At 75.1% G+C, this 22867-nt stretch carries 21 protein-coding genes and 1 tRNA gene; 14 read left to right on the plus strand and 8 right to left on the minus strand.

Annotated elements, in window-relative coordinates:
* Positions 1-4 precede the first annotated feature (4 nt).
* Together atpC and AC1050_RS16200 are read right to left on the minus strand one after the other, a co-directional pair.
* Positions 5-322: an ATP synthase F1 subunit epsilon gene (gene atpC, locus AC1050_RS16195; RefSeq protein ID WP_482388444.1), complete on the minus strand. Its 318-nt coding sequence runs from the start codon at positions 320-322 to the stop codon at positions 5-7.
* Positions 323-434: 112 nt separating this feature from the next.
* The gene (locus tag AC1050_RS16200; protein ID WP_482388445.1) at positions 435-950 is read right to left on the minus strand and encodes a GNAT family N-acetyltransferase; all 516 of its coding nucleotides are present in this window, start codon (positions 948-950) and stop codon (positions 435-437) included.
* A gap of 286 nt (positions 951-1236) precedes the next feature.
* On the opposite strand from AC1050_RS16200, the gene AC1050_RS16205 reads away from it, so the two are divergent.
* From AC1050_RS16205 to AC1050_RS16235, 7 genes are all read left to right on the plus strand, one after another.
* The gene (locus tag AC1050_RS16205) at positions 1237-2538 is read left to right on the plus strand and encodes an extracellular solute-binding protein (protein ID WP_482388446.1); all 1302 of its coding nucleotides are present in this window, start codon (positions 1237-1239) and stop codon (positions 2536-2538) included.
* Complete coding sequence (locus AC1050_RS16210; protein ID WP_482388447.1) at positions 2535-3539, plus strand: carbohydrate ABC transporter permease; 1005 nt, start codon at positions 2535-2537, stop codon at positions 3537-3539. The genes AC1050_RS16205 and AC1050_RS16210 overlap by 4 nt, the downstream gene beginning before the upstream one ends.
* Positions 3536-4420 carry a carbohydrate ABC transporter permease gene (locus AC1050_RS16215; protein WP_482388448.1) on the plus strand — a complete coding sequence of 295 codons (885 nt, stop codon included), beginning with the start codon at positions 3536-3538 and terminating at the stop codon, positions 4418-4420. Before AC1050_RS16210 ends, AC1050_RS16215 begins: the two co-directional genes overlap by 4 nt.
* A 2-nt stretch (positions 4421-4422) precedes the next feature.
* Entirely contained in the window at positions 4423-5226 is an 804-nt protein-coding gene (locus AC1050_RS16220) for an IclR family transcriptional regulator (protein ID WP_482388449.1), read from the plus strand.
* A gap of 1 nt (position 5227) precedes the next feature.
* Positions 5228-6892, plus strand: coding sequence for a beta-N-acetylhexosaminidase (locus tag AC1050_RS16225; RefSeq protein WP_482388450.1), 1665 nt, complete (start codon positions 5228-5230; stop codon positions 6890-6892).
* Positions 6889-8496: an N-acyl-D-amino-acid deacylase family protein gene (locus AC1050_RS16230; RefSeq protein ID WP_482388451.1), complete on the plus strand. Its 1608-nt coding sequence runs from the start codon at positions 6889-6891 to the stop codon at positions 8494-8496. The genes AC1050_RS16225 and AC1050_RS16230 overlap by 4 nt, the downstream gene beginning before the upstream one ends.
* Before the next feature lie 64 nt (positions 8497-8560).
* A complete protein-coding gene (locus AC1050_RS16235; protein WP_482388452.1) occupies positions 8561-8938 on the plus strand; it encodes a RidA family protein in 378 nt (125 codons plus the stop codon).
* 54 nt (positions 8939-8992) lie between these two features.
* On the opposite strand, the gene AC1050_RS16240 is transcribed toward AC1050_RS16235, so the two are convergent.
* Both AC1050_RS16240 and AC1050_RS16245 read right to left on the minus strand, forming a co-directional pair.
* Positions 8993-10246 carry an alanine racemase gene (locus tag AC1050_RS16240; protein WP_482388453.1) on the minus strand — a complete coding sequence of 418 codons (1254 nt, stop codon included), beginning with the start codon at positions 10244-10246 and terminating at the stop codon, positions 8993-8995.
* 217 nt (positions 10247-10463) lie between these two features.
* Positions 10464-10546: transfer RNA gene (locus AC1050_RS16245), tRNA-Leu, on the minus strand.
* A 258-nt stretch (positions 10547-10804) separates the two neighbouring features.
* Between AC1050_RS16245 and AC1050_RS16250 the strand changes: the two genes are divergently transcribed.
* Genes AC1050_RS16250 through pknB form a run of 7 tightly spaced genes read left to right on the plus strand, consistent with a single transcriptional unit; the run spans position 10805 to position 19731 of the window.
* On the plus strand, positions 10805-11518 hold the full coding sequence (locus AC1050_RS16250) for an FhaA domain-containing protein (RefSeq protein ID WP_146837699.1): 714 nt from the start codon (positions 10805-10807) through the stop codon (positions 11516-11518).
* Between the two features lie 21 nt (positions 11519-11539).
* A complete protein-coding gene (locus tag AC1050_RS16255) occupies positions 11540-12034 on the plus strand; it encodes an FHA domain-containing protein FhaB/FipA (protein WP_482388454.1) in 495 nt (164 codons plus the stop codon).
* A gap of 9 nt (positions 12035-12043) precedes the next feature.
* The gene (locus AC1050_RS16260; protein WP_482388455.1) at positions 12044-13366 is read left to right on the plus strand and encodes a Stp1/IreP family PP2C-type Ser/Thr phosphatase; all 1323 of its coding nucleotides are present in this window, start codon (positions 12044-12046) and stop codon (positions 13364-13366) included.
* Positions 13366-14880 (plus strand): FtsW/RodA/SpoVE family cell cycle protein, encoded by a 1515-nt coding sequence (locus AC1050_RS16265; protein WP_482388456.1) that lies wholly within the window; start codon positions 13366-13368, stop codon positions 14878-14880. The genes AC1050_RS16260 and AC1050_RS16265 overlap by 1 nt, the downstream gene beginning before the upstream one ends.
* The gene (locus AC1050_RS16270) at positions 14877-16334 is read left to right on the plus strand and encodes a peptidoglycan D,D-transpeptidase FtsI family protein (RefSeq protein ID WP_482388457.1); all 1458 of its coding nucleotides are present in this window, start codon (positions 14877-14879) and stop codon (positions 16332-16334) included. The genes AC1050_RS16265 and AC1050_RS16270 overlap by 4 nt, the downstream gene beginning before the upstream one ends.
* Positions 16331-17731: a serine/threonine-protein kinase gene (locus AC1050_RS16275; protein ID WP_482388458.1), complete on the plus strand. Its 1401-nt coding sequence runs from the start codon at positions 16331-16333 to the stop codon at positions 17729-17731. Before AC1050_RS16270 ends, AC1050_RS16275 begins: the two co-directional genes overlap by 4 nt.
* Positions 17731-19731, plus strand: a complete 2001-nt coding sequence (gene pknB, locus AC1050_RS16280) for a Stk1 family PASTA domain-containing Ser/Thr kinase (RefSeq protein ID WP_482388459.1) — start codon at positions 17731-17733, stop codon at positions 19729-19731. The genes AC1050_RS16275 and pknB overlap by 1 nt, the downstream gene beginning before the upstream one ends.
* Before the next feature lie 215 nt (positions 19732-19946).
* On the opposite strand, the gene AC1050_RS16285 is transcribed toward pknB, so the two are convergent.
* From AC1050_RS16285 to AC1050_RS16300, 4 genes are all read right to left on the minus strand, one after another.
* Positions 19947-20789: a hypothetical protein gene (locus tag AC1050_RS16285; protein ID WP_482388460.1), complete on the minus strand. Its 843-nt coding sequence runs from the start codon at positions 20787-20789 to the stop codon at positions 19947-19949.
* A 468-nt stretch (positions 20790-21257) separates the two neighbouring features.
* A complete protein-coding gene (locus tag AC1050_RS16290) occupies positions 21258-21881 on the minus strand; it encodes an aminodeoxychorismate/anthranilate synthase component II (RefSeq protein ID WP_482388461.1) in 624 nt (207 codons plus the stop codon).
* Position 21882: 1 nt separating this feature from the next.
* On the minus strand, positions 21883-22044 hold the full coding sequence (locus tag AC1050_RS16295; RefSeq protein WP_482388462.1) for a hypothetical protein: 162 nt from the start codon (positions 22042-22044) through the stop codon (positions 21883-21885).
* Positions 22044-22865 carry a class E sortase gene (locus AC1050_RS16300; RefSeq protein ID WP_482388463.1) on the minus strand — a complete coding sequence of 274 codons (822 nt, stop codon included), beginning with the start codon at positions 22863-22865 and terminating at the stop codon, positions 22044-22046. Before AC1050_RS16300 ends, AC1050_RS16295 begins: the two co-directional genes overlap by 1 nt.
* Positions 22866-22867: the final 2 nt, after the last annotated feature.

Raw genomic sequence — 22867 nt, forward strand, 5'->3', positions numbered from 1 at the left:
GCCGTCAGGCCACGGCCGTGGTGTCGAGCGCGTCCACCAGCACGGTCACGTCGTCGTCGTCGACCACGACGAAGCCGCCCGTGACGCAGAACGCCCGGGCGTCCCCGTCCAGCGGGGTCACCCGGACCTCGCCGCGCACCAGCACCGCCGCCACGGACTCGTGGCCGCGCAGCACCCCGAGGCTCCCGAGCGCCGACGGGACCGTCACCGCGGCCGCGTCCCCCTCCCAGACGACGCCGTCCGGCGCGACCACCTGGACCTGCAGCGCGCGTCCGGCGTGCGGGCGGGCGTCGTGAGCGGTGGCGGGTCGTTCGGCGGGCACGGTCGTCCTCCGGGGGCTGGGGGGTGTCGGCCCGTCAGTGTGTCCGGTGCCAGCCGCCCCGGTCTGGCCCCTAGGTCTCGGGTGACCGCCGCCGCGGTGTGCGAGCGGGTGCTCAGCGCACGCGGGCCTGGAGCGCGACGAACCGCGGCTCCGTGAAGCCCAGCCCCCGGTAGATGGCCTCGGCGGGCGCGGTGGCGTTCAGCTCCACCACGTGCACCGTGGTCTCGGTGCGGAGCCGGTCGAGCAGCGCGACCGTGCACCGGCGCGCGAGCCCGTGACCGCGGTGGGCCGGGCGCGTCACCACGGTGGACAAGCGCGCGTGCCAGCCGTCGGGGCTGCTCGGGCTGGGCGCCTGCTGCTCCACCGCGCCGACCGCGCTGGCCACCACCCCGTCGACCGGGTGCTCGGCCACCACGGCGACGACCGCGCCCGTCGCCAGGCGCTCCGCGAACCAGGCGAGGCCCGCGGCCCGCCACGGGCTGTCGGCGGGACCGGGGTCGCTGCCCATCTCGGTGAGCATGAGCGCACGCATCGCGACGAGGGCGGCGGCGTCGTCCGGGGTCGCGCTCCGGATGCGGACGGCGGTCTCGGGGGTGTCGGTCTCGCGGGCGTCGGGGTCGTTCGGCACCCGGTCATGCTGCCGTGCACCCGCCGACGGGTCGAGCACCGCGCGCCCGGGTCCGGCGTGCTCGGTCCGGGTGTGTGCACTGCACGCGCCGGGTCGCCGTGCGGCCCCGCCGGTCACCCCCCGGCGCCCGTCCCGGTGCGCCCGGCGCGCATTCCGGACCCGGCCCTCCCGGCGGCACCCCCCGCGCTCCTAGCGTCGGCGCATCTCGTCCGGACCCCCGGACGCGTCAGCCGCCGGCGCGCGGACGCCTGGTGCGTCGACCCGCCGCCACCCCCTGGAGGAAGACGTGAGATCTCGTACCGCTGCCGTGGCGCTCGCCGCCACGATCACGCTGGCGGCCACCGCCGCCTGCGCCCCGGCCCAGTCGGGCGGGTCCGCCGCCACGGAGGACGTGCAGGACGGCACCCTGCGGGTGTGGCTGTTCTCCGAGGTCACGCAGGACCCCAAGGAGGCCGTGGTCGACCAGGCGGTGGCCGAGTTCGAGGAGGCGCACGACGGCGTCGAGGTCGAGGTCGAGTACATCCCCGTGGACGCCCGCTCCGAGCGGTTCACGGGCGCGTTCAACGACCCGTCCTCCGCCCCGGACGTCGCGGAGATCGGCAACACCGACCTCGCGGGCTTCGTCGACGCGGGCGGCCTGATGGACGTGACGGACGCGATCGCCGACTGGGACGAGAGCGCGGACATCGACCCGTCGGTGCTCGCGACGACCGAGATCGACGGCGCCTCCTACGCCGTCCCGTGGTACATCGGCGTGCGCGCCCTGTACTACCGCACGGACGTGTTCTCCGAGCTCGGGCTCGAGCCCCCGGCCTCGCTCGCCGAGCTCGAGGAGACGGCCCGCGCGGTCCGCGCGGCCCGGCCCGAGCTGGTCGGCATCGCGACCGGCGGCGCGGCGCAGTTCGCGTTCCTGCCGTACATCTGGGCGCACGGCGGCGAGATCGCCGAGCAGGACGGCGACGGCGCCTGGTCGGGCACGCTCGACTCCGCCGAGGCCCGCGAGGGCGTCGCGGCCTACACCCGGCTGCTGCAGGACGACATCTGCCCCGCGCAGACCTGCGCCGAGTGGGGTGGCAACGCCTCGGTCCAGGAGTTCGTCGCCGGCAACGCGGCGATGACCATCGGCGGCGACTTCAACCGGCGCGCGGTCGACGAGTCGGCCGTCGGCGACCTGTACGGGGTCGTCCCGCTCCCGGGCGTCGAGGAGGGCTCGATCGCCCCGGCGTTCGGCGGCGGCAACCACCTGGCCGTGCTGTCCTCCACCGAGCGCCGCTCGCTGGCGACCGAGTTCGTGCAGCTGCTGGCGGGCAAGCAGTACCAGCAGCAGATGTTCGACGCGATGGGCAACATCCCCGTGTTCACCGACGTGCAGGCCGACGTCGCCCAGCAGGTCCCCGCGATCGCGCCGTTCGTCGAGACGCTCGCCGCGGGCACGTCGTTCGTGCCGGTGACGCCCGCGTGGAGCACGGTGGACGCGCAGGCCGTGCTGCCGACCATGGTGCAGAGCATCGCGACCGGCGCCCTGGACGTCGACACCGCGACCGCCGACGCGACGGCGGCGCTGGACGCCGCGTTCGGCGCGCAGTGACGGCCACGCACGCCGCGCTGCCCGGCACGGGCGGGTCGACCCTGCCCGTGCCGGGCGGCCCGCCCCGCGGTCGGCAGCCGCTCGCCCGGCGCGGCCGGGGGACCGGCTGGGCGCGCCGGTGGGAGCCGCGGTTCTACCTGATCCCGGCGGGGGTGGTCCTCGCCGGCCTGCTCGCCTACCCGCTGTACCAGCTCGTCGTCGTGTCGCTCTACGACTACCGCCAGGCCAACGTGTCCGGCAGCGCCCCGCTGCGGTTCATCGGGCTGGACAACTACGCGCGGCTGCTGGGGGACGACGCGTTCTGGACGGTGCTGGGCAACACGGTGGTGTTCGCGGCGGCGTGCGTCGTGGCGACGCTGGCGGTCGGCGGCGCGCTCGCCCTGCTCGCCACGCGGCTGCGGCCCTGGTCCCGCACGGTGCTCTTCCTCGCGTCGCTCGGAGCCTGGGCCACGCCGGCGATGACCGGCTCCGCCGTGTGGCTGTTCCTGTTCGACCCGACCCTCGGCTTCGTGAACCAGACCCTCACCGCGATCGGGCTGGACGGGTTCGCGGGGCACTCGTGGACGTACGACAAGTGGTCCGCGTTCGGGCTCGTCGGGGCCGAGATCGTCTGGTGCTCGTTCCCGTTCGTGATGGTCACGCTCTACGCCGGGATCATCGGCGTGCCCACCGAGATCCAGGAGGCCGCCCGCCTGGACGGCGCGTCGACGTGGCGGGTCGCCGTCAGCATCGTCGCCCCGATCCTGCGGCCCGTGCTGGCGATCATCACCATCCAGTCGATCATCTGGGACTTCAAGGTGTTCACGCAGATCTACGTCATGACGGGGGGCGGCGGCATCGCCGGCCAGAACCTCGTGCTCAACGTGTACTCGTACCAGCAGGCGTTCGCCGCCTCCCAGTACGGGCTCGGCTCGGCGGTCGGCGTCATCACCACGATGCTGCTGATGGTCGTGACGCTCGCCTACCTGCGGGCCCTGCGCCGGTCCGGGGAGGAGCTGTGACCGCCCCCGCCCTGGCCCCCGTCACGGCCCCCGTCGCCCGCCGGCGGCGGCCGCGGGTCGGTGCCGACGTGCTGGCCGTCGTGGTCGCCGGGCTCGTCGCGTTCCCCCTGTACTGGATGCTGCTGTCCGCGCTCAAGCCGACGACCGAGCTGATGTCGGGCGACGCGCTGCCGTACACGCTGCACCCGACGCTCGACGCGTTCTCCCGGGTGCTGTCGGTGGAGGACGTCGGCCGGTACCTGCTGAACTCGGTGCTCGTGGCTGCCGTCGCGGTGCCGGGCGCGATGTTCTGCGCGTTCTTCGCCGCGGTCGCCCTGACCCGTTACCGCTTCCGGCTGCGCACCACGTTGCTGGTCACGGTGCTGGTGGCGCAGATGGTCCCGGTCGAGGCGCTCACCATTCCGCTGTTCTTCCTGTTCCGGTCGCTCGGGATGGTCGTCCCGGAGCTGGGCCTGAACCACCTCGGCTCGCTGATGCTCGTACACATCTGCTTCTCGACGCCGTTCGCGATCTGGATGCTGCGCGGGTTCGTGGCCGCCGTCCCCGAGGAGGTCGAGGAGGCCGCGCGGCTCGACGGCGCGTCCGGCCTGCGGTTCGTCCGCTCGATCCTGTTCCCGCTCGTGGCCCCGGGCCTGGTGGCGGTCAGCATCTTCGGGTTCATCTCCACCTGGAACGACTTCCTGTACCCGCGCACGTTCATCATCTCCGCCCAGGAGAACCAGACCCTGCCGCTGGCGATCCTCAACTTCTTCAAGCCCGACCAGAACGACTGGGGCGCGATCATGGCGGGCTCGGTCATCATGACGCTGCCCGTGCTGGTCTTCTTCGTGTTCGTGCAGCGGCACCTCGTCTCCGGGCTGGCGGGAGCCGTGAAGGGGTGAGCGTGGACGAGTTCCAGAGCCGCAACGAGTCGCTGTCCGTGCGCCGCAGCCTGCAGCTGCTGGAGCAGGTGCGGCAGCAGGCGACCGCCGAGCGCGGGGTCCCCGTCGCCGCGCTGGCCGAGCTGGTCGGCGTGCACCGCTCGACCGCCACCCGGCTGCTCGCCCCGCTCGTCGAGGAGGAGCTGCTGGCGCGCGACGCGTCGGGCCGGTACCGCCTCGGACCCGGCGCGCTGCGGCTCGGGCAGTCCTACGTGGACGAGCTCGACGTCGCGGGGCTGGCCGCGCCCTACCTGCGGGAGCTGGCGGCCCGCACCGGGTCGACCTCCACGCTCGGCCTGCCCGCGGGCGGGTCCGTGCGGATCGCGGCGTGCGTCGGCGACGGCGGCCGGCTGCCCGGCGGGGCGGGGGTGGGGACGCTGCTCCCCACCTACTGCACCGCCCTCGGCAAGGCCGTGCTGTCCGTCGCGCCGCCCTCGTGGATCGACCAGGCGATCGCCACCGGGCTGCAGAGCTTCACCGCCCGGACGATCACCGACCCGACCGAGCTGCGCGGCGAGCTCGACCGCACCCGCCGCCGCGGCTTCGCCCTCAACGACCGCGAGCACGACCTGCACGTCCGGGCGGTCGCCTCGCCCGTGCTCAACCACGTGGGGTCGGTGGTCGCCGCCGTCTGCACGTCCACCGACCACACCCGCATGCCGCCGGCCGCGATCCGCACGCACGCCCGGGCCACCGCCGAGGTCGCCCGCGCCCTGTCTCGCGCGATGGGCTGGACCCGCGCGCCGCAACCCCTCCGAGAGGTCTGACGTGACTGCTTCCACCCCGCTCGGCCTCGTCCCCGCGCCCCGCGACGCCGTGCTCCTCGGCGAGGACGCGGTGCTGCCCCCGGCGTTCGTCGCGCACGTCGACCCGGAGCTCGCCGACGCGCGCGCGGTGCTCCTGGACGTGCTCGCGGTCCGCCTGGGCTGCGCCGTGACCCTCACCGCCGACCGCGGGACCGACGCCGCCGTCCGCGTCGCGCACCACCCGGGCATGCCCGAGGAGGACTACCGGCTGACCGTGGACGGCGCCCGCCTGCCGATGGTCCTGGTCGAGGCGGGCGGCGCCGCCGGTGCGCGGCACGCCGTGCGCACCCTGCAGCAGCTCGCGGGGCCGGCGGCGTTCCGGACCGTGCCGACGGGGGCGGCGCCCGGCGTGCTGCTGCCCGGGGTGCTGGTGGACGACGGCCCGCGCTTCGGCCACCGGGCGGTCCTGCTCGACGTCGCCCGTCACTTCATGCCGAAGGACGGCGTGCTGCGGTTCATCGACCTCGCGTCGGCGCACAAGCTCAACGTGCTGCACCTGCACCTGACCGACGACCAGGGCTGGCGGATGGAGATCCGCGCCTTCCCGCGGCTGACCGAGGTCGGCGCCTGGCGCACCGAGTCGCAGGTCGGGTCCTCGCGGTCGCCGCTGCGCGACGGCACCCCGCACGGCGGGTACTACACGCAGGAGGACCTGCGGGAGATCGTCGCGTACGCGCGCAGCCGCGGCGTCATGGTGGTCCCCGAGATCGACGTGCCGGGCCACTCGCAGGCCGCGATCGCCGCGTACCCCCACCTGGCCCCGCACCTGCCGCCGCAGCAGGTGTGGACCCGGTGGGGCCTGAACCCGCACGCGCTGGGCGTCTCGGACGAGGTGCTCGCGTTCTTCCGCACCGTGCTCGACGAGGTCATGGAGATCTTCGACGCCCCGATGATCTGCCTGGGCGGCGACGAGGTCCCGACGCAGGAGTGGGCGACCGACCCCGCGATCGTCGCGCGCGCCGCCGAGCTCGGGCTGGACGACGTCGAGGAGCTCGTCCCGTGGTTCGTCGCGCAGCTCGCCGACCACCTGCGCGCGCACGGGCGCCGGGCCACCGTCTGGGACGAGGTCGGCGGCGCACGGGTGCCGACCGACGTGGTGGTCAACTCCTGGCGCGGGTACCGGGGCGGCATCGACGCCCTGCGCGACGGGCACGACGTCGTGGTGTGCCCGGAGCACGAGGTCTACCTCGACCACCGCGCCGCGGCCGGCCTCGACGAGCCGGCGCCGGTCGGCACCGTGCACACCGTGGAGGACGTCTACCGGTTCGAGCCGCTGACCGAGCAGGTCGCCGAGGCGGCCGGCGAGCCGGGGGCCGGCACCGTGCTCGGCGCGCAGGCCCACGTCTGGACGGAGCAGCTCGACAGCGGGCGCCGGGTCGACTACGCCGCCTACCCGCGGCTGACGGCCTTCGCCGAGGTGGTCTGGTCGCCGCGCGAGCGGCGGGACTGGCCGGACTTCGACCGCCGGCTGCGGGAGGCGCACCTGGCGCGCCTCGACGCCGCGGGCGTGGAGTACCGCCCGCTGGACGGGCCGCACCCGTGGCAGCGGCGCCCCGCGGTCCCGGGGTGGCCGCTGCGGTTCGACGAGCTCGGCCGGCTGGTGCACGCGGAGGACGGCGCGCGATGACCGGGACCGCAGCCGCCGAGGCGACCTGGGTTCCGCGCCCCGGCGAGGCGCTCCTGCTGCGGGGCGGCGAGGTCGCCGACGGCACCGGGGCGCCCACGTCGCGCGCCGACGTGCTCGTGGCGGGCGGCCAGGTCGTCCGCGTCGGCCCGGGGCTGAGCCCGGCGGGCGCCGCCGTGGTCGACGTCGGCGGCATGGTGCTGATGCCGGGCTTCGTGGACGCGCACGTGCACGCGGACGGCGTCGCCCTGGACGCGGCGGTGCAGGACGCGCTGGCGCACCAGGGCGTCACGACCGTGGTCGTCGGGCAGGACGGGCTGTCGTACGCGCCCTCGCACGCCCCGGGCGGTGCGGGCCCGGACGCGGCGGCGTTCGTCCGCCGCTACTTCGCCGCCGTCGACGGGGACCACCCCGCGTTCACCAGCGGGTCGGTGGCCGAGCTGCTGACGACGTACGACGGGGCGGCGTCGGCCGACGTCGCCTACCTCGTCCCGCACGGCACCCTGCGGTACGCGGTCATGGGACCGGACCCGCGTCCGGCGCGCCCCGACGAGATCGGCGCGATGGCGGACCTGCTCGCCGCCGGCCTCGACGCCGGCGCGCGCGGGATGTCGACCGGGCTGGAGTACGCGCCCGCGTGCTGGGCGGCGCCCGACGAGCTGCTGTCGCTGTGCGCCGTCCTGGCCAGCCGCGGCCTGCCGCACGTGTCGCACATGCGCGGCTACGAGGAGCAGGTGCCCACCGCGCTCGCCGAGCTGCTCGAGCTGTCCCGCCGCACCGGCGTGGCCACGCACGTGTCGCACCTGCACGGACCCGCCGAGGTCGTCGTCCCGCTGCTCGACGCCGCGCTCGCCGACGGGCACGACCTCACGTTCGACAGCTACCCCTACCTGCGCGGCGCCTCCGTGCTCGCCCTGGTCGCGCTGCCCACCTGGCTGCCGCTCGCCGACCTGGACCGCGCCACCGCGATGCTGCAGGAGCCGGACGTGCGGGCCCGGCTGCTCACGGAGGACCTGCCGGCCCGGGCGGAGGTGTGGCCGCGGGTCACGCTGGCCTCGGTGCCGCACCCGGACTACCGCTGGGCCGAGGGCCGCCGGCTCGTGGACGTCGCCGAGCAGCTGGACGAGCCGCCAGCGCTCACCGCCCTGCGCCTGCTCGTCGCGACCGGCCTGCGGGTCGGCTGCGTGTTCGAGCAGCCGCCGACGGGGTCCGAGGCGTCGGTCCGGGCGCTGCTGCGCCACCCCGCGCACTGCGCCGGGTCGGACGGCATCTACGTCGGCGGCCACCCGCACCCCCGGGGCTGGGGCACGTTCGCCCGGTTCCTCGGCACGCACGTCCGCGAGCTCGGGGACTGGGACTGGGCGACCGCGGCGCAGCACCTCGCCGGGACGGCCGCCGCGCGCTTCGGCCTCACGGACCGCGGCGTCCTGCGCCCCGGGTCCCGCGCCGACGTGGTCGTGCTCGACCCGCGTACCGTCGCCGACACAGCCACCTACGCCGCCCCGAGGTCGCTCGCGCGCGGCGTGCGGGACGTCCTCGTGGCCGGCGACCCGGTCCTGTGGCAGGGCACCCGCACGGACCGGCTCCCGGGCCGCGGGGTCCGCTGACTCCCCCGGTCCCCCTCGCACCGCACACCGCCGGACCGGCCGGCACGATCAGGAAGGCACCACCATGACCCGCACCGCCGTCAGCACCGACGCAGCCCCCCGCCCCGCCGGGGCCTACTCCCAGGCCGTCTGGCTCGGCGACCTGCTGTGGACCGCCGGCTTCGGGCCGCAGGACCCGCAGACGGGAGCGGTCGCCCGCTCCGTGTCCGAGCAGACCCGCCAGGTGCTGCGCAACGTCCGCGCCACGCTCGAGGCCGCGGGGCTCACCATGGACGACGTCGTGAAGACCACCGTGCACCTGGCGGACCTCGCCGACTTCGCCGAGTTCAACGCCGCCTACGGGGAGTTCTTCGCCGACCCCGCGCCCGCCCGCACCACCGTCGGCTCGCAGCTCGCGGGCATCAAGGTCGAGATCGACGTCGTCGCGGGCCGCTCCGCCTGAGCCCGCCGGTCGCCGCGGTCGCGCCGCGGTCCCGCCCGGGGCCGCGGCGCGCGCTCAGAACAACGTGGCGAGCAGCTCGGTGACGCGCAGGTCCGCATCCAGCACCGGGACGACGCGCCACTTGTCGAACGCGGTGCACGGGTGCGAGACGCCCAGCTCCAGCAGGTCGCCGGGCGCGAGCGGCGTGCGGTCCGGCCCGGCCGGCTCCAGGTAGGCGTGCTGGTCGTTGGTCCGGGTGAGCGCCCACCCGTCGACGGGCGCGGGCGCGACGCCGGGCCGGTGCACCCGGAGCGGGACCGGCAGCCCCTCGTCGACCGGGACGTCCCGCTTGCCCGCCCCGACGATCACCAGCCCCGGCTCCGGGCACGACGTCACCTGCGCCCACACGCGCAGCGCCGGCCGCAGCGTGCCCGGCACGCGGGTGAACGGCGTGCGCGTCGCGTACACGCCGTGGTCGTGGGTGACCGTGGACCCGCTGCGCAGCAGCACGCGCGCCGGCAGACCCCCGAGCACGGGCCGCCCGCCCAGCACGTCCGCGACCACGTCGAAGTACGCCGACCCGCCCACCGACACGGTCACCTGCTCGTCGTCGACCAGCCCCGCCGCTGCCACGGCCGCCGCGACACCGCGGAGCCGCTCGAGGAACGACCGCACCTCCGGCACCCCCGGCAGCCCGCCCTCGTACGCGGTGACCCCGAGGAGCCGCACTCCGGCAGTCGCCTGCACGGCGCGCGCCAGCTCGAGGACCCCGTCGTCGTGCCGCAGACCGGTCCGGCCGCCCGGGTGGCCGACCTCGACCAGGACCGGGACCGGCCGCGCGGGGTCGGCGACGGCCACCAGCCGCGCGAGCCCGGCGGCCGAGTCGACCTGGAGCACGACCTCGCCGTCCGCGCCGCCGGCACCCGCCACCCAGCGGAGCACCGCGTCGTCCAGCACCTGGTTCGCGATCAGCAGCCGCCGCACGCCGGCCGAGCGCGCCGCGAGCGCCTGGTTGCCCGTCGCCACGGTCATGCCCCACGCACCGGCGGCCAGCTGCCGCGCGAACAGGCCCGGAGCCATCGACGTCTTGCCGTGCGGGGCCAGCGTCAGCCCGTGGTCCGCCGCGAACGCCGCCATCGTGGCGACGTTGTGGTCCACCGCGGCGCCGTCGACCGTCAGCAGCGGCCAGGTGAAGGAGCCGTCGAGCAGGTGCCGCCCGGCCGCGAGCCAGTCGTCCGTTGCGACCGGGTCCGGCTGCCACAGGCCCTTGGTCCACGGCCCGACGACCTCGGGGGATGCGGCGGGGACGGGCGTGGCGATCGGGTGCACGGCTCCGACGCTAGGGCGGGGGGTGCCGGGAGGGGAGGGCTGGGCCGGAGGTGTGTGCGGGCTGCACGGCCGCGTCCGCACCGGCCCGGACGTGGCGGGAGCGCCGACCCGGTCGGGACCGGCCGCTTCGCCGTCCCGCCGCGACGGCCACGCACGTAATGCGCACCTAAGCGAAGAACCCCCGGTCGGATTTCTCCGACCGGGGGTTCTTCCTGTGTGCGCGAGGCGGGATTTGAACCCGCACGCCCTTTCGGACACTGGCACCTGAAGCCAGCGCGTCTGCCGTTCCGCCACTCGCGCGCCGCAGAAGATTAACACGATCCGGAGGTCGTCCATGACCACCCCCGCGAGCGCCCCGCGAGCACCCGCCGCGCCCGCGTCCGGCAGCCCTCTCTGCACGACTCCCCCACGCTCCCCCGCGAGTCGTTCACCAGGTCCGCGCCGCGCCGCCGTCCCCAGGGAGAGCCCGCGGACCGGCCGCGCGGCTAGCATCTACGCAGGATGTCGGCGCCACCCGGGTGCCCGGCGGTACGCGCGTGCGGTGAGGAGGTGGTGGGCGTGGGCATCCTCGACCGGTTCGAGCACGGTGTGGAGCGCGTCGTGAACACCGCGTTCGCCAAGGCCTTCCGCAGCGAGGTGAAGCCCGTCGAGCTGGCGAGCGCGCTGCGCCGCGAGGTCGACGACCGGGCCGCCGTGGTGGGGCGGGACCGCACGGTCGTGCCGAACGAGTTCACGCTCGAGCTCTCCCCCGGCGACTACGACCAGGTCGAGGCCTGGGGCGCCGAGGCGCTGGCGGACGAGCTCGCGGCCAACGTCACCGAGCACGCGACGGGTCAGCGGTACGCGTTCGTCGGGCCGGTGACCGTGGCGTTCCACGAGTACGAGGACCTGGAGACCGGCCGGTTCCGCGTGAAGTCGGCGACCGTGCGCGGTGCGGCTGCCCCCGCGACGTCCGCGGCGCCCAGCCCGCGGCACCCGCTGATCGACATCGACGGCCAGCGCTACCTGCTCACGGGGCCGGTGACCGTGATCGGCCGCGGCAGCGAGGCGGACATCGTGGTGGACGACCCGGGCGTCTCGCGGCGGCACCTGGAGATCCGCGTCTCGTCGCAGGGCGTGGTCGCCTCGGACCTGGGGTCGACCAACGGCCTGTTCGTCGAGGGGCACCAGGTGCCGGCGGCGACACTCCTGGACGGCAACACGCTGACCATCGGCCGGACCCGCATCATGTTCTGGACGGGCGACGGCGACGGACAGGACCTGGACGAGTGAGCGACGGCACGCAGGGCACGCATGAGTGAGCTGACGGTCACCCTGCTGCGTCTGGGGTACCTGGTGCTCCTGTGGGCCTTCGTGCTGTCCGCGATCGGCGTGCTCCGCCGCGACCTGTACGGCACCCGGATCGTGAACCGCCGGCGTCCCGGCCGCCCGGCCCCGGCGCCCGCCGGCACCCCCGCGGTGGCCCCGGCCGCCGAGAAGCCCCGCGGGCGGCGCGGCGGCCCGACCCGCCTGGTGGTGACGGAGGGCCCGCTGCGCGGGACGACCCTGCCGCTGGGCACGTCGGCCGTGCTGATCGGGCGCGCGCCGTCCTGCACGCTGGTGCTGGACGACGACTACTCCTCGTCACGGCACGCCCGGGTGTTCCCCGAGGGCGACCAGTGGCTGGTGGAGGACATGGGATCGACCAACGGCACGTTCCTCGACGAGCAGCCCGTCACCGGCGCGCTGCCGGTCCGCGCGGGCTCGCAGATCCGCATCGGCCAGAGCGTCCTCGAGCTGCAGGGGTAGCGGGGGATCGTGAGCATCGCGCTGCGCTACGCCGCCCGGTCCGACGTCGGACTGGTCCGGTCGAACAACCAGGACTCCGCCTACGCCGGGCCGCACCTGCTGGTGGTCGCCGACGGCATGGGCGGGCACGCGGGCGGGGACGTCGCGTCGTCGGTCGCGATCGCCGCGCTGGCGCCGCTGGACGGCGAGTCGCACGGCCCCGACGACGCGCTGGACGAGCTCGAGCGCGCGCTCGAGGAGGCTCGCGAGGAGATCATCAGCCGCTCGGAGGTCAACCCGGAGCTGGCCGGCATGGGGACGACGGTCACCGCGATCCTGCGCGCCGGCAACAAGCTCGCGATGGTGCACCTCGGCGACTCCCGCGGCTACCTGCTGCGCGACGGCGTCCTGACCCAGGTCACCACCGACCACACCTTCGTGCAGCACCTGGTCAACACGGGCAAGATCACGCCCGAGGAGGCCGAGCACCACCCGCAGCGCTCCGTCGTCATGCGCGTGCTCGGCGACTTCGACGTGGACATCGCCCCGGACCTCTCCGTCCGCGAGGCGCGCGCCGGCGACCGCTGGCTGCTGTGCTCCGACGGGCTGTCGGGCTTCGTCAGCGGCGAGACCATCGCCCGCACGCTGTTCGAGCTCGCCGACGTCGACACCTGCGCCGAGCGCCTGGTGCAGCTCGCGCTGCGCGCGGGCGGCGGCGACAACGTGACCGTGGTGGTCGCCGACGTGCTGGAGCTCGACCAGGTGCGCGACGGCGCGGGTCCCACCACCAACGCCGTGGTCGTCGGCTCGGCCGCCGTCTCGCGGAACCGCCCCACCGCCGCCCAGGACGGTCCCGCCGCGCGGGCCGCCGAGCTGGCCCGGCAGGCGGCCGCGAGCACGCCCGGTGCCGGTGTCCCGGAGGTCGCGTCCGACGACGACGAGGAGGACGACGCCGACGAGCGCCGCACCCGCCGCCGCCGGCGCACCCGCCGCGTGCTGCTGAGCCTGCTCGCCGCGCTCGTGCTGGCCGCGGGCGCCGTCGGCTTCTACCGGTGGACCCAGACGCAGTACTACGTGGGCGTGGACGGCGAGGTCGTCGCCATCTACCGCGGCATCCCGCAGTCCGTGGGGCCGCTGTCGCTGTCCGACGTCGTCGAGCGGTCGGACCTGGCCGTCGACGACCTGCCGGCGTTCGTCCGCGACCGGGTCGAGCAGACCATCCACACCGCCTCGCTGGCCCAGGCGCGCCAGCGGGTCGAGACGCTGGCCGAGGACGCCGGCGTCGAGCCGGAGCCGACCCGCTCCCCCGCACCCACGCCGCGTCCGACGACGACGGCACCGGCGGCGCCCTGATGGCCACGGTGGAGGCGCACCGCGTGCGCGCCGGCCGCGGCACCGAGCTCGGGCTGCTGGTCCTCGCGCTGGCGATCGCGATCGCGGCGTACGCGCTGGTCGGTCTCGGCGCGACCGACGAGCTGCCCGCGGACGTCGTCGGCTACGGCGCCGGGATGGCCGGCCTCGCGCTGGTGGTGCACCTGGTGCTGCGCTGGCGCGCGCCGTACGCGGACCCGGTGATCCTGCCGGTGGTGATCGCGCTGAACGGCATCGGCCTGGCGATGATCTACCGGATCGACCTGGCGCGGGAGGCCCGCGGCGGCACGGAGATGTTCGCCGGCAAGCAGCTCGCGCTGTCCGCGGTGTCGGTCGTGCTGGCGTGCGTGGTGCTGATCGTGCTCCGCGACCACCGGACGCTGCGCCGCTACACGTACACGGCGATGGTGGTCGCGCTCGCGCTGATCGCGCTGCCGCTGGTCCCGGGCCTCGGCGTGCAGATCAACGGCGCGAACATCTGGATCCGCGTGGCCGGCTTCTCGCTGCAGCCGGCCGAGCTCGCCAAGATCGCGCTGGCCGTCTTCTTCGCCGGCTACCTGGTCACCAACCGCGACACCCTCGCGCTGGCCGGGCCCAAGGTGCTCGGCCTGCAGCTGCCGCGGCTGCGCGACCTCGGCCCGATCGCCGTGGTCTGGGCCGCGTCCATCGCGGTCCTGGTGCTGCAGAGCGACCTGGGCACCTCCCTGCTGCTGTTCGGCCTGTTCGTCGCGATGCTCTACGTCGCCACCGAGCGGCTGTCCTGGATCTTGATCGGCCTGGCGATGTTCGCGGGCGGCGTCGTCGTGGCGACCGCCTCGTTCGGGCACGTCGCGGCGCGGTTCCACATCTGGCAGCACGCGCTGGACCAGGAGGTGTTCGACCGGCACCCCGGCGGCTCCGGCCAGCTGGTGCGCGGGCTGTTCGGCCTGGCCAGCGGCGGGCTGTTCGGCACCGGCTGGGGCCAGGGCCGGCCCGACCTGGTGCCGTTCGCCGAGTCCGACTTCATCGTCGCGTCGCTGGGCGAGGAGCTCGGGCTCACGGGGCTGATGGCGATCCTGGTCATGTACCTGGTGCTCTGCCAGCGCGGCCTGCGCACCGCGATCGGCGTCCGCGACGGCTTCGGCAAGCTGCTGACCGCCGGGCTCGCGTTCGTCATCGCGTTCCAGTGCTTCGTGGTCGTCGGCGGCATCACGCGGATCATCCCGCTGACCGGCCTGACGATGCCGTTCCTCGCGTACGGCGGGTCCTCGCTGCTGGCCAACTGGATCATCGCCGCCCTGATGCTGCGGGTGTCCGACGACGCGCGCCGTCCCGCGCCCGAGCCCGGCGGCGACCTGCTGCACACGCCGTCCGGCGGCATCCCGCTCGACGCCGACGCCCGCAACCCCGTCGCCGTCGCCGGTCCGGCCGAGGCCCGGCGGCCGCGCGAGCCCCGCCCCGGCGACGACCAGCCGACCGAGCGCCTGCGCCGCACCTCGGGCGGTGGTGCGTCGTGAACACCGCCCTCCGCCGGCTGTCGACGGTCGTCGTCATCATGTTCCTCGCGCTGCTCGCCGGGACCACCTGGGTGCAGTTCGGGCAGGCGTCCGCGCTGAACAACGACTCGCGCAACGTCCGCACGCTGTACCGGGAGTACGGCAAGCCGCGCGGCCCGATCATCGTCGCCGGCCAGCCCGTGGCGCAGTCCACCCCGGTGGACGACCCGTACGGGTTCCAGCGCGCCTACTCCCAGCCCGAGCTGTACTCGACCGTCACCGGGTTCTACTCGGTGGTCAACGGCGGGACCCAGCTGGAGCGGGCGATGAACGACGTGCTCACCGGCCAGGCCGACTCGCTGTTCTGGACCCGCGTGCAGCAGCTGATCACCGGCGCCCAGCCGCAGGGCTCGTCCATCGAGCTCACCATCGACCCCGCGGCGCAGCAGGCCGCGCTCGACGCCCTGGGCGGCCAGCAGGGCGCCGTCGTGGCGATCGAGCCGTCGACCGGCAAGATCCTCGCGATGGTGTCGACGCCCGGCTTCGACCCGAACGCGCTCGCCACGCACGACACGACCGCGGCCAGCGCGGCGTACCAGCAGCTCGAGGCCGCGGAGGGCGACCCGCTGGTCAACAAGACGACGCGGGAGAACTACCCGCCGGGGTCGACGTTCAAGCTGGTCACGGCCGCGGCGGCCCTGGAGTCCGGCGAGTACACGCCGGAGTCCGTGCTGTCCGCGCCCGACCTCTACACGCTGCCGGGCACCCGGACCACGCTGCCCAACTTCGGCGGCGGCTCGTGCGGCGCGAACGAGCAGACCACCCTGGCCGACGCGCTGCGGATCTCCTGCAACACCGCGTTCGCCTCGCTGGGCGCGGACCTGGGCGACGACGCGATCCGCGAGCAGGCGGAGCGGTTCGGCTTCAACTCGGCCGACCTCACCGTCCCGATGAGCGTCGCCGCGTCGACCTACCCGCCCGACCCGGACGCCGCGCAGACCGCGCTCACCGCCATCGGCCAGGAGTCCGTGCGCGCGACGCCCGTGCAGATGGCCATGGTGGCGTCCGCCATCGCCAACGGCGGCGCCCTGATGACCCCGTACCTGGTGCAGACGGTCCGCACGGCGGACCTGGACGTGGTCAGCGAGGCGGAGCCGAGCCGGCTGTCCGACGCGGTCTCCGGCAGCACCGCCCAGCAGCTCACCGACATGATGGTCGAGGTCGTGCAGTCCGGGTCCGGCACGGCCGCGCAGATCTCCGGCGTCCGGGTCGCGGGCAAGACCGGCACCGCGCAGACCGGCGTCGAGGGCGAGTCCCCGCACGCCTGGTTCACCGGCTTCGCCCCCGCCGACGACCCGCAGGTCGCCGTGGCCGTCATCGTCGAGAACGGCGGCGACGTCGGCTCGGAGGCCACCGGCGGCCGCGTGGCGGCGCCGATCGCCCGCGCGGTGATGCAGGCGGTGATGGCCCCGTGAGGCCGGCTCCGGGCGTCGTCCTCGGCGGGCGCTACCGCCTGACGCGGCAGATCGCCGTCGGCGGCATGGGCGAGGTGTGGGCCGCCCACGACGAGTCCCTCGCCCGCGACATCGCCATCAAGGTGCTGCGCGAGGAGTACGCCGGCGACCGCGGGTTCCTCGAGCGGTTCCGCACCGAGGCCCGCAACGCCGGCAGCCTGTCGCACGACGGCATCGCCGCGCTGTTCGACTACGGCGAGCAGGACGGGTCGGCGTTCCTCGCCATGGAGCTGATCCTCGGTGAGCCGATGAGCGACCTGCTCGAGCGCGAGCCCGTGCTGCCGCCCCGCCGGCTGCTGCCGATCCTGGCGCAGACCGCGCGGGCGCTGCACGCCGCGCACCAGGCCGGCGTGGTGCACCGGGACGTCAAGCCGGGCAACATCCTCATCACGCCCACCGGCAAGGTGAAGATCACCGACTTCGGCGTCTCGCTGTCCAGCAACCAGGTGCCGATGACCGCCACCGGCATGGTCATGGGCACGGCCCAGTACCTGTCCCCCGAGCAGGCCGTCGGCGGGCCGGCGACCGCCGCGTCCGACCTGTACGCGCTCGGGATCGTCGCCTACGAGGCGCTGGTCGGGCACCGGCCGTTCACCGGGCCGACCGCGGTCGACATCGCCGTGGCGCACGTCAACACGCCGGTGCCGCCGCTCCCGTCGTCGGTCGACCGGCAGATCGCGTCGCTCGTGATGCGGCTGCTCGCCAAGGACCCGTCGCAGCGCCCGCGCGACGCCGAGGAGCTCGCGCGGATGTTCGACGCGCTGGTCCCGCACACCCCGGCGGGAGGCAGCGCGCCCGTCTCCATCGTGCCGGGCCGCGGCGCCGCCCGCCCCGGGGCCGCGCCCGGCCGGGGCGCAGCCGACTCCGGCGACACCCGCCGGGCACGTGCCGCCGCCGGTCCCCGGCCCAGCGCGGCCGGCGCGATGCGGGTGCGCGGCTCGGAGTCGTCCGCCGCCCCCGCGGTCACCGACGCCGCACCGCCCTCCTTCGACCCCCGCACCGGGCGGCCCACGGGTGAGCAGTCCCGTGCCGGCCGGCGCGACGACCGCACGCCGACCTACCGGGCCACCGGCGGCGGCGCGCACAGCCACCCGACCACCCGCGCCCACGCACGGGTGCAGGACGGCGCCGGCAACGGCCGGTTCCACGTGCGGTGGCCCCTGCTCGTGCTGGCCGTGCTGGTGGTGGCCCTGCTCGGCGCCGCGCTGGCGCAGAGCCTGACGGGTGACACCGGGTCCTCCGTCCCCGTGGGTACCGCCGGGTTCGCCCGCGCGGACACCGGGGGTGGGATGATCTCCGAGCACGCGACCGGCGCAACCGCGCCGGACGCGCGAACGACGACAGCGAAGGACGCCTAGTGGTGGACGACGGATCCCGGATCCTCGCCGGACGGTACGAGGTCGGTGAGCTCATCGGCCGCGGCGGTATGGCCGAGGTGCACATCGGGCACGACACGCGCCTCGGGCGCACCGTGGCCATCAAGATCCTGCGCTCCGACCTCGCGCGCGACCCGTCCTTCCAGGCGCGGTTCCGCCGTGAGGCGCAGGCCGCGGCCGCGCTGAACCACCCCTCGATCGTCGCCGTGTACGACACCGGCGAGGACACGTACACCGAGCCGACGGGCGCCGTCGCGCACGTGCCGTTCATCGTCATGGAGTACGTCGAGGGCCACACGGTCCGCGACATCCTCCGCGACGGCCAGGCCGTGCCGATCGAGGAGGCCATCGAGATCACGGCCGGCGTGCTGTCGGCGCTCGAGTACTCGCACCACGCCGGCATCGTGCACCGCGACATCAAGCCGGCCAACGTCATGCTGACGCCGACCGGCGCCGTCAAGGTGATGGACTTCGGCATCGCCCGCGCGCTGGCGGACTCCGCCGCGACCATGACGCAGACGCAGGCCGTCATCGGCACCGCCCAGTACCTGTCGCCCGAGCAGGCGCGCGGCGAGACCGTCGACGCCCGGTCCGACCTGTACTCGGCCGGGTGCCTGTTCTTCGAGCTGCTCACGGGTCGTCCGCCGTTCATCGGGGACTCCCCCGTCGCCGTGGCCTACCAGCACGTGCGGGAGATCGCGCCGGCGCCGTCGTCCATCGCCTCGGACGTGCCCGAGACCCTGGACCGCATCTGCTCCAAGGCCCTCGCCAAGGAGCGCGACGCCCGCTACTCCACCGCCGCGGAGTTCCGCGCCGACCTCGAGGCCGCCGCGCGCGGCCAGCAGGTCTCCGCGCCGGCCGTGGCGGCCGCTGCCCTGGGCGCCGGTGCGGCGACCCAGGTGCTGCGCCCCGACGCCGCCGCCACGCAGGTCATGCCGGGCGACGCCCCGGCGTGGGCGCCGACCGGCCCCGGCACCTCCGTCCTGCCCGCGCAGACCGACGAGGACCCCGAGGACGAGCAGAAGTCCAAGCGCTGGCTGTGGATCACGCTGAGCGTGATCGCCGCCGTCGCCGTCGGCGGCATCCTGTGGCTGCTCTTCAAGCCCGACGCCGCGCCCGAGGTCACGAACGTCGCCGTGCCGAACGTCGCCGGGATGGCCGAGGCCGACGCCGTCGCCGCGCTGCAGACCGCCGGGTTCGAGTACACCCGCCAGGCCGAGGCGAGCGCGGACGTCCCCGAGGGCACCGTCACGCGCAGCGACCCCGCCGGCGGCACGCAGGCCGAGGAGGGCTCGACGGTCGAGTTCTGGGTCTCCACCGGCCCGAACGCCGTCGCGGTGCCCGACGTCGCGGGGCTCACGCAGGAGGCCGCCCGCGCGCAGCTGGAGGACGTCGGTCTCACCGTCGGCAGCGTCCAGGAGGAGAACGACCCGGGTCAGCCCGCCGACCGCGCGCTGCGCACCGACCCGCCCGCCGGTCAGTCCGTCGCCGACGGCTCCTCGGTGACGCTCCTGATCTCGTCCGGCAACGTCGAGCTCGGCGACCTCGCCGGCCAGACGCAGGACGAGGCCGTCGCGGCGCTGAACGCCCTCAACCTCGGGTCGAACATCGTCCAGGAGGAGAGCGCCACGGTCGAGGCCGGGCGCGTCATCCGGCAGGACCGCAGCGGCCTGCTCCCGCAGCGCACCGCGATCACGCTGACCATCGCCACCACGCCGACCACCGTCACGGTGCCCAACGACATCGTGGGCAAGTCCGAGGCGGACGCGAAGGCCCAGCTCGAGGCGCTCGGTGTGAGCGTCGACTCCGTCTCCACCGACGAGCCGTCGAACCAGCCCGTCGGCACGGTGCTGACGTCGTCGCCGGCCCCCGGCCAGACGGCGCGCGTCGGCTCCACCGTGACGCTGACCCTCTCGTCCGGCCCCAACCCGACGGGCGGCAACAACGGCAACGGTGGTGGCGGCGGCGACGACGAGGGCTGACGCCATCTGAAGCGCCCCGACGACGCCCTGGTCCCGATGGGAACCGGGGCGTCGCCGCATCCACCCCACCCCTCCCCGCCCTCGCCCCGCCCCTGGCCCTCAGCCGTCCCCGATCGCCGAGATAGGGCCTCAGCGCCGAGATAGGGCCCGCGCCGGTCCTATGTCGGCGTGGCGGTCCTATCTCGACGACCGTTTCCGCGTCTGCTCGCACTCCGTCAGACGGTGCGACGGGAGCGCGTCGCCCGGCGGAGTGCCCGCTGGACCCGAGCCATGAGGTCGTCCGGGCGGCCGAGGTCGTCCCACCCGAGGCGCAGGATCCGCCACCCCGAGTCCTCCAGCGCCTCCTGCCGTCGCTTCTCCGCGACGACGGCCGCGGCCACGTCGTGCGCGGTCGCGCCGTACTTCGCGCGCCCGTCGAACTCCAGGCCCACCCGCTCGGCGGGCCAGCCGAGGTCGATCCAGCGCCAGCCGTGGCGGGTGCGCACGGGCACCTGCAGCTCTGGTGGCGGTGCCCCGGCGCGGAGGAGCTCGTAGCGGACGAGCGACTCCCCGGCCGACTCCGACCGGTCGTCGGCCCACGCGACCACAGCCCGGGCACGGCGCACGCCCCGGTCACCGGTGCTCGCCGCGAGGGCGGCGGACAGCTCGACGGGGTCCGTCCCGGATCGGAGCGCCGAGTCGGCGACCACGAGTCCCTCGCGCGGCGGGAGCGACGAGGCGCACTCGACAACCGTCCGAGCCAACGGGGAGGCGGGAAGCGGGAGCAGCCGGCTCGGGTCGGCTCCGCGTTCCGGCCGGGCCGTCCAGTGCCGACGGACGCCCGGCATCGCACCGGTCCGCACGTGCGGGTTCACCCGGGTCACGACATCCACCACCCGGGGCACCCGCACCACGGCGCAGCCCCACAGCAGCGCGGCAGTCTGCCCGCTGAACCAGTGCTCCCCCGTCAGCGAGCGGTGCAGCGCCGCCGCGCGCGCGAGCAGCAGATACCGATCGACCTCCCACGGCGCCGCCCCGGCGGGCGGCGGGGCCGCGTAGAAGCCGCGAAGCACGCGCACGAGCCCCTCCTCTCCCAGGTCGCGGTCGACGAGCCGGCTGGCAGGGATGATGCGCGGCACGGAGGGTCGGACGACGGTCGGCGAGGCTCGCCGCGGCGGCCGGGCTCCGCGCTGGTCTGTCGTCGTGGACGTTCGGGACTCTGTCGTCATACCGCCACGGTGACCCCAGGCGCAGGGCTGAACGTCGACTCGTCCCCAGGTGGGGGTGCTCGCGCCCCGTCCACAGGCGCCCCGGTACTCGCCGCACCCGCACGATCCCGGCCCTCGGACTCCACGCCGGGCCGATCGAGATAGGTCCCTTCACCCGAGATAGGTGCCCGTGGCGTCCTACCTCGGCGGGCGGGCCCTATCTCGGCGGCCGGGCCCTATCTCGGCGGGCGGGCTCTATCTCGGCGGGCGGGCTCTCTCGACCCGGCGACGAAGGCGCGCGGAGGGTGGGGGGCCGGCGCGCGTGCAAGGCGCCCGGGGTCAGGGGCGGACGAGGGGGTGGAGGTCGGCGCTGCGGGCGACGGCCTCCGGCTCGCCCGTCAGGGCCAGCCAGTTCGCGAACAGGCGGTGCCCGCCCTCGGTCAGCACGGACTCCGGGTGGAACTGGACGCCGTGCAGCGGGAGCGACCGGTGCTGCAGCCCCATGATGATCCCGTTGGCGCGGGCGGTGACCTCGAGCTCGTCGGAGGTGGTGCCGTCGACGACGGCGAGCGAGTGGTAGCGGGTCGCCGTGAACGGGGTCGGCAGCCCCTCGAAGACGCCGGAGCCGTCGTGCGAGACCAGGCTGGTCTTGCCGTGCATGAGCTCGGGGGCGTGCGTGACGGTGCCGCCGAACACCTCGCCGAGCGCCTGGTGGCCCAGGCAGACGCCGAGCATCGGGGTGCCGGTCTCCGCGCAGTCGCGGATGACGTCGATCGACGCACCGGCCTCGGACGGGGTCCCGGGACCGGGCGAGATGAGCACGCCGTCGAACTCCCCGCGCTCGGACAGCGGCGGCACGGCGTCGTTGCGCACGACGACCGTCTCCGCCCCGAGCTGGTCCAGGTACCCGACGATCGTGTAGACGAACGAGTCGTAGTTGTCGACGACCAGGATCCGGCTCACGTCACTCCTCCCCGACGGTGGTGTCGTTGAACGGCATGTACGGGGCGAGCCAGGGGAACACCCAGACGAAGCACGCGGCGAGCACCGCGAGCGCGAGCAGCAGCAGGACCAGGACGCGCACCAGGGCCGGCCCGGGCAGGTGCCGCCACAGCCATCCGTACATCAGGCTCCCTCGGCGAGCTCGGCGGGGACGCCCTCGGAGACGGGCGCCCAGTAGTCCAGCACCCCGTGCACGATGAACCGCTCGCGGGCGGAGAACATCGGGTGGCAGGTGGTCAGCGTGATGAACCGCTCGGTGGGCTCGACGCCCGGCTGGTCCGGGACCGGGGCGATGACCTGGACGTCGTCCGGCATGACGATCTGGGACGACGTCACGCGGTAGACGTACCAGGTGTCCTGGGTCCACACCACGACCGGGTCGCCCACCTGGAGCTCCTCGATCCGGTTGAACGGCTTGCCGTAGGTGGTCCGGTGCGCGGCGAGAGAGAAGTTGCCGACGCCGCCCGGCATCGCGGTGCCCTCGTAGTGCCCGATGCCGAGCGGGTTGAGCACGTTCGGCCGGTCGGTGCCCTGGGTGATGGTGCGGGTCGGCTCACCGTCCCACCGGGGCACGCGCATGGACGCGAACGTGGTGAGGTACGGCGGCTCCTCCACCACGGGCGGCTCGTCGTAGCGCGGGGTCACGATGGTCGGCCCGTCGTCGAGCGCGGCGAGCGGCTCGTCCCAGCCCTGCTCCTCCACGATGGCGGCCTGCGCGGTGTTGGCCTCGACGTCGGTCCACCACAGCTGCCACGCCAGGAACGCGAGCAGCAGCACGCCGGCGGTGATCAGCAGCTCGCCGACGACGCCGACGAACCCGAGCACGACGCCGCCGCCGCGGGACGGGCGCCGGTCGCGGTCCCGGGCACCACGCCGGGTCGCCGGTGCGGCCGACCGGTCGTCCGGCCCGTCCACGGCGGGCCAGGAGACCTCCGTGCCGCTCACAG

The sequence above is a fragment of the Cellulomonas sp. NEAU-ZC6 genome (assembly GCF_056844425.1).